This window comes from Afifella sp. H1R, assembly GCF_021462425.1.
GTDB classification, from domain to species: domain Bacteria; phylum Pseudomonadota; class Alphaproteobacteria; order Rhizobiales; family Afifellaceae; genus Afifella; species Afifella aestuarii.
The window spans coordinates 834,205-850,203 of the sequence record NZ_JAKEDY010000001.1; the positions used below are offsets into that span (position 1 = coordinate 834,205).

At 64.6% G+C, this 15,999-nt stretch carries 20 protein-coding genes; all 20 read right to left on the reverse strand.

All coding sequences use genetic code 11. The features are described 5' to 3' along the window. Position 1 precedes the first annotated feature (1 nt). The 20 genes from L0F51_RS03860 to L0F51_RS03955 are packed head-to-tail and all read right to left on the reverse strand — an operon-like array spanning position 2 to position 15,952. On the reverse strand, positions 2-589 hold the full coding sequence (locus tag L0F51_RS03860; RefSeq protein WP_234628019.1) for a hypothetical protein: 588 nt from the start codon (positions 587-589) through the stop codon (positions 2-4). Beyond that, positions 586-1,800 carry a hypothetical protein gene (locus L0F51_RS03865; protein ID WP_234628020.1) on the reverse strand — a complete coding sequence of 405 codons (1,215 nt, stop codon included), beginning with the start codon at positions 1,798-1,800 and terminating at the stop codon, positions 586-588. The genes L0F51_RS03860 and L0F51_RS03865 overlap by 4 nt, the downstream gene beginning before the upstream one ends. Then, positions 1,778-1,948 carry a hypothetical protein gene (locus tag L0F51_RS03870; protein WP_234628021.1) on the reverse strand — a complete coding sequence of 57 codons (171 nt, stop codon included), beginning with the start codon at positions 1,946-1,948 and terminating at the stop codon, positions 1,778-1,780. The genes L0F51_RS03865 and L0F51_RS03870 overlap by 23 nt, the downstream gene beginning before the upstream one ends. A 12-nt stretch (positions 1,949-1,960) precedes the next feature. Beyond that, the gene (locus tag L0F51_RS03875) at positions 1,961-4,288 is read right to left on the reverse strand and encodes a hypothetical protein (protein ID WP_234628022.1); all 2,328 of its coding nucleotides are present in this window, start codon (positions 4,286-4,288) and stop codon (positions 1,961-1,963) included. Continuing rightward, positions 4,289-4,921: a phage tail protein I gene (locus L0F51_RS03880; RefSeq protein ID WP_234628023.1), complete on the reverse strand. Its 633-nt coding sequence runs from the start codon at positions 4,919-4,921 to the stop codon at positions 4,289-4,291. Next, positions 4,918-5,868: a baseplate assembly protein gene (locus L0F51_RS03885; protein ID WP_234628024.1), complete on the reverse strand. Its 951-nt coding sequence runs from the start codon at positions 5,866-5,868 to the stop codon at positions 4,918-4,920. The genes L0F51_RS03880 and L0F51_RS03885 overlap by 4 nt, the downstream gene beginning before the upstream one ends. Then, positions 5,865-6,260 carry a GPW/gp25 family protein gene (locus L0F51_RS03890; protein WP_234628025.1) on the reverse strand — a complete coding sequence of 132 codons (396 nt, stop codon included), beginning with the start codon at positions 6,258-6,260 and terminating at the stop codon, positions 5,865-5,867. Before L0F51_RS03890 ends, L0F51_RS03885 begins: the two co-directional genes overlap by 4 nt. Before the next feature lie 7 nt (positions 6,261-6,267). Then, positions 6,268-6,531, reverse strand: coding sequence for a hypothetical protein (locus L0F51_RS03895; RefSeq protein ID WP_234628026.1), 264 nt, complete (start codon positions 6,529-6,531; stop codon positions 6,268-6,270). A gap of 12 nt (positions 6,532-6,543) precedes the next feature. Continuing rightward, positions 6,544-6,795 carry a PAAR domain-containing protein gene (locus tag L0F51_RS03900; protein ID WP_234628027.1) on the reverse strand — a complete coding sequence of 84 codons (252 nt, stop codon included), beginning with the start codon at positions 6,793-6,795 and terminating at the stop codon, positions 6,544-6,546. Between the two features lie 8 nt (positions 6,796-6,803). Beyond that, the gene (locus tag L0F51_RS03905) at positions 6,804-7,259 is read right to left on the reverse strand and encodes a baseplate assembly protein (RefSeq protein ID WP_234628028.1); all 456 of its coding nucleotides are present in this window, start codon (positions 7,257-7,259) and stop codon (positions 6,804-6,806) included. Then, positions 7,256-8,065, reverse strand: a complete 810-nt coding sequence (locus L0F51_RS03910) for a hypothetical protein (RefSeq protein WP_234628029.1) — start codon at positions 8,063-8,065, stop codon at positions 7,256-7,258. Before L0F51_RS03910 ends, L0F51_RS03905 begins: the two co-directional genes overlap by 4 nt. Beyond that, positions 8,065-8,445, reverse strand: a complete 381-nt coding sequence (locus tag L0F51_RS03915) for a hypothetical protein (RefSeq protein ID WP_234628030.1) — start codon at positions 8,443-8,445, stop codon at positions 8,065-8,067. Before L0F51_RS03915 ends, L0F51_RS03910 begins: the two co-directional genes overlap by 1 nt. A 3-nt stretch (positions 8,446-8,448) precedes the next feature. Then, the gene (locus tag L0F51_RS03920) at positions 8,449-8,700 is read right to left on the reverse strand and encodes a hypothetical protein (protein ID WP_234628031.1); all 252 of its coding nucleotides are present in this window, start codon (positions 8,698-8,700) and stop codon (positions 8,449-8,451) included. 13 nt (positions 8,701-8,713) lie between these two features. After that, on the reverse strand, positions 8,714-9,751 hold the full coding sequence (locus L0F51_RS03925) for a major capsid protein (RefSeq protein WP_234628032.1): 1,038 nt from the start codon (positions 9,749-9,751) through the stop codon (positions 8,714-8,716). Between the two features lie 3 nt (positions 9,752-9,754). Then, positions 9,755-10,141, reverse strand: coding sequence for a head decoration protein (locus L0F51_RS03930; RefSeq protein ID WP_234628033.1), 387 nt, complete (start codon positions 10,139-10,141; stop codon positions 9,755-9,757). A 1-nt stretch (position 10,142) separates the two neighbouring features. Beyond that, a complete protein-coding gene (locus L0F51_RS03935) occupies positions 10,143-11,240 on the reverse strand; it encodes an ATP-dependent Clp protease proteolytic subunit (RefSeq protein ID WP_234628034.1) in 1,098 nt (365 codons plus the stop codon). 12 nt (positions 11,241-11,252) lie between these two features. Continuing rightward, the gene (locus tag L0F51_RS03940) at positions 11,253-11,504 is read right to left on the reverse strand and encodes a hypothetical protein (protein ID WP_234628035.1); all 252 of its coding nucleotides are present in this window, start codon (positions 11,502-11,504) and stop codon (positions 11,253-11,255) included. Continuing rightward, positions 11,504-13,270 carry a phage portal protein gene (locus tag L0F51_RS03945; RefSeq protein ID WP_234628036.1) on the reverse strand — a complete coding sequence of 589 codons (1,767 nt, stop codon included), beginning with the start codon at positions 13,268-13,270 and terminating at the stop codon, positions 11,504-11,506. The genes L0F51_RS03940 and L0F51_RS03945 overlap by 1 nt, the downstream gene beginning before the upstream one ends. A gap of 4 nt (positions 13,271-13,274) precedes the next feature. Then, positions 13,275-15,338, reverse strand: a complete 2,064-nt coding sequence (locus L0F51_RS03950) for a terminase gpA endonuclease subunit (RefSeq protein WP_234628037.1) — start codon at positions 15,336-15,338, stop codon at positions 13,275-13,277. Beyond that, the gene (locus L0F51_RS03955) at positions 15,335-15,952 is read right to left on the reverse strand and encodes a hypothetical protein (RefSeq protein WP_234628038.1); all 618 of its coding nucleotides are present in this window, start codon (positions 15,950-15,952) and stop codon (positions 15,335-15,337) included. The genes L0F51_RS03950 and L0F51_RS03955 overlap by 4 nt, the downstream gene beginning before the upstream one ends. Between the last annotated feature and the right edge of the window lie 47 nt (positions 15,953-15,999).

Genomic DNA, 15,999 nt, shown 5'->3' on the forward strand with positions numbered 1-15,999 from the left:
GTCAGGCCTCCTTGTCGCTCAGGCTGCTGGCACGGTAGCGGATATTCACGCCGATCAGGTGCGCATCGCCGGAATGCGTGTCCGCCCCATCTGTCGCCCGCCGCTGCACGGAGAAAGCCAGGAAACGTTTTGTGCCGGCGGCGGGCGTTCCGAGAGCAACCTGAGACCACGCGCCGTAGTTGATGTAGAGCACGCCGTTATCCAGCGCAGCATCAACGGAGTCGACGGTGACGTTGAATGCGTTACCCCAACGGCCCTCATCGACAATCGGCGTGGAAAATGTGCTGAACCGCCAAACGACAGAGCCGCTCGAAGGTGACGCCCACACGAACTGCACCGCAAAGTCGCCGCCGTCCCACGACGGCGGCATGGGAAAGTTTCCGTGCAGCGTCTCGATAACGCTGCTGTCGAACGACGCGACCGGGATGCGCGGATAATTGTCGTTGACATAGGACAGATCCTGACGCTCGGGCGCCACCGCGCCGTCCGTCATAAATCCGATCGGCGCAAAGATCGTCTGTTCACTCTCACCGCTCGGATTGGCGCCGCTGTCGATCGCCCGTCGCAAAAGTGCGTTCATCGTGCTCATGAGAGGCCTCCCGTCATGGCCTGGAGTGTGGACCCCTCAACCCCGCGCGCGAAACGCGCGAACTGGGCGACGTGCCCGGCCCAATGCGAGGCGGTGATGGCCGAATCCAGTTGCCCGCGCCACTCTGTCGTCAAACCCGCCGGAAAGCTGGTCGCGGTATGGCTCGTAAAAGTCGCTCCGTTGAGAGAGGCTTTGACGGCCGTGCCGTCCCAGGTGATCGCAAGTTCGAAATCTGTGTTGACCGCGAGGGCGCCGAGATTGGCGTTGAGCTTTGACGCTCCGCCGGCCTTGACTGCGAAATGGACGACGTCGCTTTGCCACAGGATAGCCAGATAATTATCGGCCGTGCCGTCGCTGATCGACCACAACCCATGCACGGCCACGCTCGACGAGCCACTCCGCCCGCGGATGTAGATCGTGCCCTCCGCCTCATCGAACGTCGCCTCCAGCGGCACGGACCATGTGTCGTCCGCATCGTCGAAGAGCCAGCCGATCAGCTCGCCTGTGGTCGCATCGTAATCGACCGGGATCACGCCTGCCGGCACGCTTTGCGCATTGCCGGCAGGATCGGTGCGGCTCGTCGTCGTCGCCCGTGAATAGCCCGTTGGCGTGACGCCCTCGATTGGCACGAGATCGGACACGGCCGGAATGCCGGCGAGAACCACCGGATCGAGCGCGCCGAGCTGCGCCTTGGTGTAATAGCGGTCGTCGTGATTGTGCGTGGCCGACGGCCCCGAATACAAGAACTCCCAATCCGCGCCACCCGGCTCCTGCGTCGTTTCCACCAGCGCCCGCCAGACGGAATTGTCGTGCGCGCGATAGGCGTTGGCCGGCGTCGTCTCGCCGCTGACCCAGGCCACCGGGCCGAGAGACACGATCGCCGCCGCGATCGCCTGATCCAGGATCGCCGCGATCGCGGCATCGACGGCCGCCTCCGCTGCCGCCGCGGCGCTTTCGCCGATCGCCGTCGCCTCGGCCTGGATGTTTTCGATCTCGGTCCGCGCCGCCTCGATTTCGGGCGTCAGCGACTGCGAGATGATCTCGCTGCCGGTATTGACCAGCTGGTCGATCGCCGCCTGATAATCGGCCTCGCGCGCCAAAAGCGCTTTGATGTTTGTCGCGGCCTCGAAAAAGATCGCGTTGAAGAGCGCCCGGCTCGCGCGCGTTCCCGGCGCGAGATACCAGTCGTCAGCGAGGGTCGGCGCGGTCAACGACATCCTCCCCATGCTCGGCGACGATCGCGGTCAAAACCTTGCCGGTCATCTGGTGCACCGGCAGCGCCGTCAGCTTCACCCCGCGCCAGGTCACGGGCCGGGTGAACTTCACGTCGTAGGTTTTCGTCGGCTTGTAGGTCGCCATCTCGCTTCCCCCTTACAGCGCGAACAGAGTGATGTTTTCCACGAATGGCACGACGACGATGTTCGACGTCGTGAATCCGGGACAGGCCCGCACGATCTGCGTCCCGGCCGGCACGGTATAGGTCGACATCGCCGCCACATGGCCTGGCCGGTTGGGGTCGTCGTCATAGGTGAGCGTCGTGACATCTGGTGTCACCAGCGCCGGCCCGTCGCCGACCATGATGCGCGGCGACAGCGTGTGCAGCGCATCGTCGTAATCGTCGTAATAGGTCAGCGTCTGGATGGTGTCGGTCGTGAGACCGAGGTCGATCGGCTCCGAAATGGCGCGCATCGTGTTGCCGACGCGGGCCGTGCGATAGGTCGCCACCTCGTCGAGCTCGATCATCGGCGCGAGATCCGGCGTTGCCAGCATCGTGCATCTGAGCTGCACCAGAGACGGCAGCCCGGCGAGAGGCGAAGAGAGAGGATCGCCGTCGTCGATCGCCTCGATCTTGTACCAGGGCAGATCCGACCCGCCGAAGACGGGGCGATATTCCCATTCGAGGGCGGTCCCGTCCGGCTGCCAGCCGGCATAGAGCAGCCGGAATTCCGTCATGCCGTTTTCCAGCGTCATCGGTTGGAATTCGACGACGGTCCGGACGTTCTGGAATTGCGCCGCATAGACCCAGAACACAAAATCGAATTGCGTGTCGCCCTGCGCCCAGGCGCCATCCGTCGCCAGGAACGACGTGCCGCCCGAGAATTTGTTGCCGGTCGTACCCTGCAGCTGGTGATTGCCGTCGGTGACGACATACCAGGCATAGCGAGAGCCGGGCGTCAGATAGGTCGGGTCGATGACGAATTTCTTCCGGCCCGTCCCGCCGGCGCCGAGATCGGCGGCCGTGCGCGTCACATTGGCGAGCACCTTGTCGTAAAGCGGCGCGCCGGTCGCATCCGTTTCGCAAACGAACAAATGCACATCGCCGTCATTGGCGATTTTCGTGAATTGCAGCTCGATCGCCGTCGCGATCGTCGCCTGCGACACGAGAAACGTCTGGCCGTAGATCGAGCCGTTGACACCGATTTCCTCGGTGACCTCGTCCCAATAGGTGCGCGTCACCCGCTTTTTCTTGACGGTCCGAACCGCGAAATACTGATGGTTCTGATCGGTGGGCGCTCCCGGCGTCGTGCCGAGATTGGCGACGACCTGGAGCGTCTCGCCGCCCTTGGTAAATGTCGCACCGGCTTCCTTGCCCGACAGCACGCCCCATCCGGCCGCATTTTCGCAGACATTGACCGTGGCGCCGTAGCTCGTGACCGACCGCGAGACGGTGCGCTTGACCAATGTCGTCACGGTGTGGACGAGCTGCGAGATGTCGCGGGTGGCGCCCGTCCCCTCATTGGAGATGCGCACCACCTCGTCCCAGGTCGGCATCATCCGCCGGCCCGAAAACTTGATCAGCGGATCGTCTTCGTTGATCAGCTCGAGGCGGGCTTCGCGCTGGCTCGCATAGGGAAACTGAATGCCCTCGTCGACGCGGGCTAGCCACGCCGCATTTTCGGTGTCCCAATTGTCGTAGAGAAGACACCAATCGAACCAGTCGGCGCGCGCCCCTTCCGGCACGTTGGCGGCCCGGCGCAGCGCGGCGATGTCGCGCCGCATCTGCGTGATGATCACCGGCCGCGGCACGGGCATCGAATGCACAAAATCGGCGAGTGCGGCGAGATCGGTGCTCAGCGTGTCGGCGATCTGAAACAGCGTGCCGACCTTGACCTCCAGGGCGACGATGCGCCCCTCGTGCTCGTAGAGCGACTTCACCCGCGCCGATTCCTGCGGCACGATCTCCTGCACGCCCGATGCCGTCACCCGCACCATGGCGACGGCGCAATCCGTTTCCGCCACCACCGGTTTGAGCGCCGGTGCCGGCGTCGCATTGCCCTGCTGCACGATGACGGCAAACTGCCGCGCCTCGGCGACCGGCGTCGACCGCGACACAGGCACCGACAATTCCGGATCTTCCGACGTTTCAAAGGTCCGCTGGTCCGGCAGCTGCACGACCGAGCCGCGCAGGATCAGGGCGAGCCATCTTTCGTCGGACGCAACGAGCGGCAGATAGGTCTGGAGATTGACGTCGATCGGCGCCTCGGCCTCATAGACCGTGTCGCCATCGAAATAGCGCCCGGTCGACACCGTCACCTCCTGCGCCGATTTGATCGACACCGTGACGCCGGCCCAATGCGCCGGATAGGCGACAGCATCGCCCACGATCTTGTCGAGCGCTTGCTGCGGGTAAAGAGACATGTTGTTGAGATCGAGAGGCTCAAGAATTTCGGCCTCGTCGGTCAGGACTCTTTTGCTCATTCAGAGCCTCGTGCGGTCTCGGTATTGATCAAAATAAATGGGATCATCGAGATCCCATCCGTCGTCGAGCGTGATCGGCCGCCGCCAGCCGAAATTCGCGGAATAGGCGGTCGCCGCACTTTTCGACACGACGAGCGCACGGTTGACGCGGTCGAGCGGCGTGCGGTCGACGGTGCGCGTCGCCCCGCGGCCGAGCGAGGTCCGCCCCGTCACGAAAGCGGCGGCGGGCTTTGCGAGCGGCACCTTGATCAGGTAGTGCGTCGTGAACGGCTTGTGGCCGATCGGCTGCAGACCGAGCGGCGAGCGCCCGATCACGAACCGCGCCGGATGCGTGACCTTGTGGACGATCTCCGCATCGACATAGGCGAGGAAAGCCGGCGCTGCGGCTTTCGTGCCGACGATGGCGGCAAGGCGGAAGGCCTCGTCGATCATCGCGCGCTTGCGCGCCTCCGGCCAGTCGTCGAACCAGAGATCGACGGACCGATGACCGGCGAGAAACGGCAGAAACGCCGTCGGCGTCGTCGCCGGGTCCATGATCTCCCGGATCGGCACCGGCAACGCGTCCGTCATCGCCTCCGCGAGCGCCTTCTCGAACGCCCCCGCATTCGGCGGCAGCAGCGCCGCAGCGCTCATGCCCGCACCTCTGGCGTCACGGTGATCGCCGTGCACACCGGCACGGTGTACGGATCGGGATCGATCGCGACCGGCGCGTCGTCGCGCACCTTGATGACATTGGCGCCATAGGCAGCGCCGGCGAGATAGCCCGCCGGGATCTCCGCCCCGATCAGCGTGCGGCTGTCGGCAGCCGCTCGCACACGCGCCGTGCTTTCGGCCGCGATCACCGAGGCATCCGGGCCCGGCGGCACGTCGATCGTCAGCGCGACGGTATATTCGGCGCGCGCCGCGCGAATGACGGAAAGCGCGATCGCTTCCGGATAGGCCGTGTCGGCGAGCACCGCCGCCCGCACCTGCGCCAGCTCCGCATCGGTCGGGTCGCGCCCGGCCGGGCCGGTGATGACGACATCCGTGTCGCCGCGCCGGCCATGCACCGCACGGCCATTGACGACCGCATCGCCCATGCCGATCGGGTCGCCCGCCTCATCAAAGCCGGACGGCCAGGCCGACCACGCCTCATAGAGGCAGCGCCCGCGCGATCCCGCCGAGGGTCGGTCGAAGGACAGGAGGTAGCGCCGCAGCAGCGCCGCGTCGCTCTCCAGGATTTCCGGCAGCTCCGCCGTCGCCTCGCGCACGACGAGGCGTTCGACATTGGCCGAGGCGGCGACATTGTCGAGATCGAAACCGCTTGCAAGCGGCGCCAGCACGGCCCGCACCGCATCGTTGACGCGGGCGCGGTCGAGCAGCCGGAGATAGGCCCAGGCCTCGCCGGCAATGACGGCCGGATCGGTTTCGAGCCCGCCGACATCCCATGCCGGCAGCGTCGGATCGGCGAGCCGCTGCGCATCCCAGGCCGCCACGAACCGCGCCAGAAACCCGGTCTGCAGCGCCTCGTAATCCAGCGCCTCGATCGCCGCCGGCGCCGGCACGCGCGACAGGTCGATGACCGTCGGCTGATAGCTCATGCCATCACCTCCACGCCGCCGGCCCGAAAGATCAGCGGAAAGCTCACCACGCGTTCGACGGTGAAATCGCCGAGATGCCCGCGCGGCCGATAATCCACCTCGAAGATCATGCCGGCGCGGCCGGCGCGGATTTGCTCGACGGAGCCGCTCAGGCTGATCTTGCGCACCCGAAAGCGCGGCTCCCACAGATCGATTGCCGTGCCGATCAACTGCCGGAACGCTTCAAAGAGCGCCGGCGTCATCGCCCGGCCGAGAAGCTCCGCGACACCGCCACCGAACTCCCGCCGCATGATCCGCGATCCGAGCCGCGTCGACAGCGTCACCTCGACGCCCTGATAGGCGGAGGTGAGATTGTCGATCACCTGTCCCGTGCGGCGATCGATGCCGGCCATGCCGCGATCAGACCGCCGCTTTGAGCGCGGCGAGAATGTCGGCCTTCAGCGCGTCGTGGTCGAGATCAATGCCCCGCCGTTTCGCCTCGGCCTTCAGCTCGTCTTTGGTCATCGCCTCGAGCGCTTCGAGATCGGGCACGGCCGCGATCCGGCCGAGCGCCCGATCGTAGAGCGCCTCGGCCTCGGTGAGCCGCACCCGGCGCGTCGCCGGCACGCGCGCACCGTTCACCCACTCGACGCCATCGGCGACGATGTATTCCGTCTTGACCATGTCCAGAGACCCTTAGCTGTCGTCGCGATGCGACGGAGAGCCAGAAACGATGACGGCGCCGCAGGCCGTCGGATCGCCGACCCGCGCCACGGCCTTGCCGTCGAGTGTGTAGGACGGCGAGCCGTCAGCGATCGGATTGCCGCCATGGATCGGGCACGCATAAATGTCGCCGACCCGGGCGATCGCTTCGCCATCTGCCGTGCCCGTCGGAGATCCGGAGACGATCGACCCGCCATGTGAGCCGGCATCGCCGATCCGCGCCACCTGAGGCATTACGGATTGACCGCGTAATCGTCGGTGACGATCGTCACGCGCGTCGACGCGGTCAGCCGGATTTCGCTGGCGTCGACCGTCAAAACGCCATCCTTCATCGAAACCGTGATCCCGAACGCCTTCAGAATGTTCGCCGCCAGATCTGCGGAGGGCGGAGGATTCTGGTCCGAAAACCCGCCACGCAACAGCACGCCCTGTCGCGGATCGCCAGTCGGGTTGATCACGCCGACGATCTGCCCTTTCGACAAGGGCATCCAGGAGGCGCTTTGCCCGCCGCTTTCCGGGTGAGGATACCAGGGCGACAAGAACGGCTTGCCGTCCGATCCCGTGCCGAGATTGAGGCGATACCCCTTGACCGCGTCGACCTCTTCGACCGGCCCGACCTTCAGTGCATTGCCGAAACTGGTCTTGAGGATTTCCAGGTCGATGATCGTCTGTGCGAGCTGAGACGTCATGTGACCATCACATCGCCATGACCGGGAATCTCTGCCGTGCCTTCGGTCATCGCCGGCGTTGCCCGCTCTGCGTCGCCGCCGAGCGGCCCGAGCCCAAGCGCCAGCAATTCGCGCGAGGTCAGGCCGAGCCGCCGCTGCGCCGCTTTCCACGGCGCATCCGTGCCGGTCAGCTGCTGCTGCATCAGCGCGGATCGCGCCACGATGCTCGCATCGTCCGAGACATCTGCCGCCGCGAAGAAATCCACGAACGGCACCGGCACGCCGTCGCCGCGCTGCGGATCGTCGACCAGCTCGACCATCAGCGTCATCTGATGCGCGGCAAGCCGCGTGCCTTTGTCGGCCTCCGCTCCGCCGGCGCGTTTCAGCTCGCTCTGCCGGACCTGCAACGCAAAGCCGCGAAAAATCTCCGCCCATGCATTGTCCGGGTCCGACAGAACGTCGACGATCTGCCGCCCGACCATATCCATCAGAAATTCGAGGTTGGCATCGGTCGCTGGAATGCCGATTTCGACCAGCGTGGAGGCGCCAGTGCCTTCGTCGACCTGCGTCATTCCCGCCGTGACACCCCATTCGAGCACGATGTCGACGACACCATTGAGGTGCACCATACGCGGGGCCGCATCGTCCACCTTGGCGCTCTCCGTGTAAACGGAGAGATAGGGCCCATCGGATTCCAGGTGCAGCGTCCCGTCCGCGGCGATGTCGATCCCGCCGACGAAACTGTCTCGCACATTCTCCCCGACGAGCGTCCGGCCCTTGAGCGCCTCGACGAGCGCGATGCGGGCGGCGATCCGAACGAGGCTCATCAGGCCTCGCCCAATTGCAGCACGAGCCGAGCCGGCCCGCGATCGTCGACCGCGAGGACCGACCACCACGGCTTGCCGGGGCGGGAAATCGCCCGCACCTTGTCTCCGGTCCGCACGACGAGGTCGGGATAGACCGCGCGGTCGATATGCACCTCCGCCGTGCCGGCCACGATCCGCGACCGCCACGAGCTGCCCTGCCCCGCACTCATCCCCTTGCCGGCCCCGGCCCGCAACGGCGCCGAAATCTCCCGCACCTCCCGCGTCTCGTCCGGCATTTCGTCGCCGCGCAGAGGATACACCTTCAGCGGCTCCGCCCACCGCGCATCGACGCCCGCGACGAGCGCGTCGCGGACCTCCGAAATATTGCGCGCGATGGGCATGGGTCAGGCTTTCTTGAGGCGGGCGAGAATGTCCGCCTTGAGCATGTCGTCGTCGAGCTCCACACCCCGCCGCTTGGCCTCGGCGATCAGCTCGGCCTTTGTCATGTCGTCGAGATCCGCCGACGCCTCAGACGCAACCGAACCGGCGGCTGGCACGTCGACGTTGACGACTTCATGCGTTCCGGCCGCGACGGCGGCCATTGCGGGACCGTAGCGCATGCCCTCGGTCCCGCCATCCTTGTTGCGCATCAGCATCCGGTCAGCCTCCTCAGTTGCTCGTGGTCAGCTTGACCAGCAGCTTCGGCCGCTTGACCAGCGGCAGCGGATTGGACTGCGAGTGCAGCTTGACCCAGCGCTGGAACTCGGGGTCGACGGCCTGGCGCGCATAGATCTGCTCACCGAGCGAATTGACCGTGTCGATGAAGTCTGCCGGCGCGAAGTAGGTCCGGAACACATCCATGGTGCCCAGCGGAAAGGCGATCGCCTCGCCAGCCGGAATGAAGCGCCGGGTCGCATAGGTTCCATCTTCCTGCAAGTACTGCGCGGAGCCCCGATATTCCTCAATCGTCAGTCCGTGGAACGGGAAGCCGCGGCGCACGTCCTGGCGCAGCGGGTTGTTCGTGCCGTCGTAGTATTTGTAGATTTCCTCGACCTTAGAATGGCCGATGAACTTCTCGAACCATTCGGGCGAGGCCAGAACATGCACGCTGCTCATGACCTCGCCTTCGAGGTTATCTTCCATATAGGAGACGACCTCTCGCGCCTTGGCTTTGACGTCCGTCGTCGCCGTGCCGAGGACAAAGTCGACGCTTTTCTGCGTCACGCCAAACTCGGTAAACAGATTGAGCAGCGAAGAGCCGTCGCTATCGAGGATGTTTCCCCGAAGAGCACCCATACGCATATGCTCAAGCGTGATCGCATGCTTGCGGCGCATTGTGATCTGCTTACGGTTGACAAGCGTCTGCACCGCTTCGAGCACACCATCGGAGCCGACGCGCGCCAGAATGTTCTGGACATCGTCGGCGCGAACCAGGTCGTCATGCGGAATGTGGAACGTCCCGAACGACCGTGCATTTCGCTTTTCCGGCATGCCGAGAGATGACGGCGCACCGCGCTCCCGCGTCGGCAGCAGGTTCAACGTGCCGTTGGCATATTCGACTGCGACGCTGGTCGTGGCGATTGGCTCTTTGGGAAACAGGTTGAGCTCCCGCAGCCGGCCATAATCGTTCGGGACGATATTGATGGCCTCGGTCAACGTCGCCGCGGAAAACGCCTCGTCTGCAAAGATGTCAGCGATAATAGTCATAGGTCAGGCTCCTTCGCGCACGAGGATCGGTGGATTGAGTGCGCCGAGAGCAGCATGAATGGCCGCGCGTTCGGCGGAGGTGTCGACATCGGCGCCGTATTTCAGGCCTTGATGGACGACCTTGGCAAAGCGCACCACGGCGACACCAGGTGCATCCGCGCTCGTCGCATCGACGGCATTCATCAAAATGCCCGCCGCGTCCTCGCTGCCATCCGAAGCCGCGACAGTAACAGGCGCGTACTTTCCGGATGCGGTGATCTTGCCGATGACCGTCCCGCTTTCGACGACGCCGGAGCCAGAGGCGATGATGACCTCTTCGACCGAATAGTCGTGCTTGTATTCCTTCAGCCAGTCGCTCGCATAGCGACCCTCATTGATGACGCTTGGCATCTCAGTTGGCCTCCTTGCCGATCAGCTTGCGCATATTGGCGACCATCGCGGCGCGACTTGCGCCGGCCTGCGCCCCGCCCCCCTTGCCGCCGCCATTCAGTCCGGCGCCGTTGAGGCGATGACTGCCGGGATCGGCCGGCGCCTTTGCCGACGCGGCGAGCACCTTTTTCGCGGCTTCGACCGCAACGCCGGCATCGGCCAGCGCCTTGGCCTGCTCTTCGCGGCCATCCGCTTCCTCGAGCGCCATGATCGCGTCGCGGCGCTCGCGGTCTTCCTTTTCTTCCTTGAGCGCCTTCAACTCGGCTTGCAGCGACGCCGTCTCGTCGGCGTCCTTCGACGCCTTCATTTCAGCCTTCAGGCTCTCCAATTCGGCGGCCAACGCGTCCGCCCGTTCCTTGTCAGTCATCGAAGTCTCCTTGTCTGGACGGTCTGCAGCGGCGGACTTGGCCGCCATTTTGGCGTCAGGCAGACGCCAATTCTTTTTGCTCGCCAGCGCCACCAGGCGCCGGGGCGCATGCGCGAAAAGGCCCTTGTCGGCATAGGGAAAGGCCGGCGCGACGGCCGTGATTTCGACGGCATCGCCCGCGACGCGATCGGCAAAGCCGGCCTCGACCGCCTCCTCCGCCGAGAAATAGGTTTCTGCCTTCATCCAGGCGCGCACCTCGGCGTCGCTCTTGCCCGTCCGCTCGGCATAGGCGGCGGCATACGCGTCCGTGCTGATGCGCTGGTATTTCTCGGCGGATTTGATGCCGTCGCTGTTGGCCGAGATCAGCGTGATCGCCGGCTCATGCACCATGTAAACCGAGCCCGGCGACATCGCCAGCTCGTCGCCCGCACAGCCGATGATGGTCGCCGCCGACATGCACACGCCGGCGACGACGACATCGGTCTTGCCGGACCGGAGACGGATCGCATTGGCGATCCCCTCGGCCTGATCCGTGTAGCCGCCCGGGCTGTTGAGATGGATCGTGAGATCCGCGCCCGACCCCGCCTCCGCCAGCGCCATCAGCACTTCGGAATGGGTGAAATAATCGTCGAAAAAGTCGAAGCCGACCGCACCGACCAGATAAAGGTCGGCGCCATCCAGGATGACAGCCATGATCGAAAATCCTCAGTAAGGGCGCATCACGCCGCGCATGGCGTAGCGCCGCCGTTTCGGCGCCCGGCCTTCCTTGATGGCGCAGGCCCGATCGGCCGCGTCGATCTCACGATCGAGCATCGCCGCATCGGCCTTGAAATAGCCCATCTCGTCCTCGCCAAAGCGCGCCCGCGCCACGCTGTCCCCGGTCGCGATCGCCGTGCGCACTTCCCGCAGCGCCGCGGCCCTGCCGCACGGATCGTCGGCAAGCGTCGGAATCGCCATTATGCGTCCTCGTTCGCCGGCGTTCGGTCGCCCTCGACCGCCCCGCCCTGCGGCCCGCCAGAGCCGCCCTGTTTCCGCCCAAACGGATGCGGCACGCCTGCCGCCTCGAAGGCTTTGATCTCGCGGCCGATCTGCGCGATCTGCTCATCGCCATTGCGGCCAGCGAGAGCGCATTCGTCGCCGAACGTGGAGATGCCAAGTTCCAGCCGCTTCTCGGCGGCGTTGGCGGCTTTCCAATCGTCTGCCACCGGGGCGGCGGGGCCTTGGAACTCCGCCTGGAACACAGCTTCGCGGTGACGCAGAAATACCTGATAGCCGCCTTTGAATGGCGTCCGTCCTTCGCGAATGCGCTCTTCGAGGAAGCGCTCGTAAATCCGCTGCATGAATGGCACGGCGATGCGGGCGCGGCGCCTCAGGACAATCGGCCAGGTGCTCGCATTGCCCATTCGCGCACTCGTGTAGGTTGCGTTCGAGTGGTCCATCGAGAAGCTTTCGAAAGTCAGGCCGAAAGTCCGCGCCATTTCCCGTCGAAGATCCTGCGAGTACGGCAGATATTGCGAGCCCGGCGTTTGAGCCGTGTGCATCGAAAACGTTTCGCCCGGGCCGAGTTTGTTGATGCGGGCGGCATCGTTCATCGAGAGCCCATGCTCTTTCAGCGCCGAGATGCGATGTTCCCAGACCTCCATCAGATCGGCTTGCACCGAGCCGACCAGCGACGCCCAATCCTCTGCATTGTAATTCGCCGGCGGCGTCGCCGTCTCAGACAGCGACAGAATGGCCTCGAACGCCTCAGCCGAGGCTTCCGGCGAGTTGAGCGTCGCCGCGAAGGCTGTCTGCAAGAGCGCAGTCGCGCCTGTCGAATCTGCAAGCTGATCGTATTGCGCGATGACCTTGAAAGCCGGCGCCATCGGCGAAATGCCGCGCGGCGCGTTCAGGTTCTCGCCGCGATCCATGACATGGATGACGTCCGCCGCATCGACGTCCTTGTCGACCTCGATCCCGTCACGCAGCTCGCGGAAGCGATACGCACGCGCGCGGCCGAGATCGTCTTTGAGAATGCCTTGCTCGAGCCCCTCGAAAAGGCTCGATCGGCGAGGGCAACGATGCGGCGCGACCAAAGAAACTTTCAGTCCGCTTGTGACACCGTATCGCTGCCGCATGGCCGGCGGCAGCTCGTCGAGAACACCGAAACCTTCGCCGTAGGCCATGTAGGACCGGATGATGGCGTCGACCATTTCCGCAATCGTAGCCGAGCCGGCGAGGTCGCACTCGCTGGGATTCCACGACCACTCCCGCCAGTCGTCTTCGACCTGCCGGCGCCATGCGGTCGCTTCCTCTTCGGAGTAGCCGAGCTTCTCAAGCTTGGCCCGACAGGACAGCTTGAGCTCTTCTCCGACCGTATCGCAAATGATCTGCCGCGCGGCACCCGCAATCCAGCCGGAATTGTGCATGAAGTCGAGCGCCAGAGCCGACGCCCGCTCCGCCGCTTCGAGCACATCGAGCTTCGCGTCGCGCGTCACCGCCCGGCGCATATGCAGGACGCCGGCACGATCGCCGCGGAGATAGCGCGCGCTCGGCCGCATCGACGCGCGCCCGCCGGCACTCGCAGCCGCGGCAACCGTCTGACCGGCAGCCGCGCCGCCCGCCGCAGCGGGCGCCGGCAACGCCACTGCCGCAGCTGACGCCGAGGCAGAGCGAGGCGCAGACGTGCCAGCAGAGCGCCCCGCCTTCACGCGGACGCGCTTCTTCTCGACAGCTTCCATCATGCTCCTACTGGTAAGCCTTCCACCCCGGCCGCCGCCGCCTCTCCGGGCGCGAGGGCTTCTGCGGCGCACCCTCCGGCGCCGGCTTCACCGTTTCCGATGGCACGGACGCGGTATCAGCGGGCTCCGCCGCGCTTTCCGCGGCATCCTTGGCAGCCGCAGAAAGCTTCTCCGGTTCCGTTGCAAAGAGGTCGATCGCATGATCTGGATGCAGCCGCGCCCGAAGCGCCGCCCATTCTGCCGGCCGCATGCGCGACAGACCGAGATGCTCGGCGATCGCCATGGCGTAGACGCGACAATCAAGAAAGTGATTGTCGCGTCGAATGCGCTTCCACTCTTCTCCTGTCAGGCGCCCGCGAACGATCCGGCCATGGTCGAAGAATTCCGCAGTCAGCTGCTTGAAATACTCTTCCCCGAGGAACATGCCGAAGTGGCAGTATCCCGGCGGGTCCGCCACTTCGCCCGCGGCAAGGCCAGTCTTGTGCAGGTTGGCGTAAAACTCTGATTTGAGCGTCCATGTGCCGACCGGCCACAATTCTGCGCTGCCAAAACGGCGCCGCTTGCCCTTGCGGGTGACGCCGACCTTCTTCGGCACACTGATTGCCGGGACGCCGCGGCCGCCCTGCCCCTTGATCGCGTAGCAGCGAGGCCGGCGTCGGCACCACTCAAGCACCTGATTCGCACGGTTGCCGTCACTGCCATCGACGGTGAGAGCGTCCAGGCTCCGCGGGTTTCCGAACGCATCCTCAAACTCACGACGATAAAACGCGTCGAGAAGCTTCCAGGCCCCTTCGTTCGGATTGTCCGTGGCACCCTGAAAGAATTCAGCTGTGACCGACCACGTCTGCCGATCCTCCGCGAACGCCACGGCTTCCGCCCATATGCCGTTGTGCTGGACGTCCGCACCGCCCGTGAAGATCAAGCCAGGCTCTGGAACCACATTCTGCGGATAGTCTTCGCGGCGCTCCATGAGCCGCTTATGCTCGGGCGCATTGCCCTTCATCACATAGGCCAGCGCGCGAAAGAGATTGACGTAGTTCTTCCGCTCGGCTTCGCCTTTCTTTTCGGCCTGCAGCGACTCCTCGGCCATCGCTTCGTAAGACATCATCAACGACATGAAGCCGTCGACGTGAAACCCGGGATGCCGATCCGGGCCGGTGATCGCCGGCACGTAGCGGCCTTGCCTCACGGCCGGCACGCGCTCCATTTCCGAGATCCAGTGCCCGCATCCTTGGCACACCTGCACGCTCTTGTGCGGGTGCTTTCTGTCGATCTCAAAGGTTTCTTCGCACTGCCAAAACGAATGTCCGCATTCGGGACAGGCGACGTGAAAATAGCGCTGATCTGAGTGCTTGAACGAGCGGTCGATCCGGCAGTGTCCAGGCGCTTCGCCGAGCTCATCTTCAGTATCAATTTCCGGCGTCGACAGCTCGAATATCTTGTAAGTTCGCTGGCGCCGAAACGCCGTGAAACGACCGAAAAACAGCGCCTCGGGATCATCACCATTCGGCGTTTCGGTCCATTTTGAGACCTCATCTTTGATCCCGTAACGGCATGTCTTTGCCGACAGGTCCAAGACGGAGTTGGCGTTTGCCATAATCAATAGACCACCGGCGAAACGCTTTTCAGAGGCTGTCGACCCTTCGCCAGATCGGCTTCGCACCGGCTCAATGATTCGCTTGCCGGTCTTTGCCTGCCATGCATCGATGAGCGGCTGCAACTTTTGGCCGTTCATCTCTCGCAGCAGATCGAGCGATGGGACCGCGTAGAGGATGTTATCCGGGCTCGTTTCAGCGAGATACAGCGACCAGGCCAAGGCAAGAATCGACACGCCGGTCTGCTGCGCCTTGCGCACGGACACCAGGTTGCATGGGTGCTCAAGGCTGAGACAGTCCGCGATCTCGCCGAGATACGGCGCATCCGCCTCGGCCCAGAAATCTCCCTTCTTGGGACCGTCGATAAGAACGATGTTTTTCGGCAGCCACGCTCGAAACGGCATCGGCGGTTTCGGTCGAATCGCCTCCGCCAGCGTCCGCGCCGTGAAGGCCATCGCTCCAACATGCGCGTTCATCCACTGGCCTCGCCTTTAACCACGTCGTCCTCGGCCGGTGCCTTTGTTCCGATTGCGGCGAGCCGCGCGGCGATATCCTCGTTGAGGTCGAAGGCGATTGCTCTGAGCTTCACGCGCGCGCCGTGCACGCCTTCTTTCGAGACTGCGACGGCAAGATCGTCGGCCTGATTCTGCAGCCTGTTGACTGCCGCCTGGATCTCGCGGCCGATCGCTTCGAGCGCATCGCGCAGTTTGTCAGCGCGCACGAGCTGCTTGAGCTCTTCGAGATGCTCGATCCGGCCGCGTTCGAGCTTCAGCCATTCGTTCAGGCGTCGCGCCTCTTCGAACGAATCGCTTGGCGATCGCGCTTCTGACGATCCTGGATCCGCATTTGCAGACTGAGAGACCGCCGCAACCGCGCTTCGCTTGGCGGGGTTCGTGTAGTGGCCGCGGTGATGTTCGAAATGCGCCAGGCTGACCCTGGCGATGCGCCCGCGCCCGTCACGCTCGACAGGCACGCCGTGCTCGTCGACGAGCTTCTTGACGATCTTCGAGATCGCCTGTTTCGAGACCCCTTCTCGCTCTGCGATCTGCCCGATCGACAACATCACCCGCGGTGCGTCGTCCGTCGGCATCGCACCTCCTGCGGTGTCAACCGGCGACAGCCGGTGTCAACCCTGTC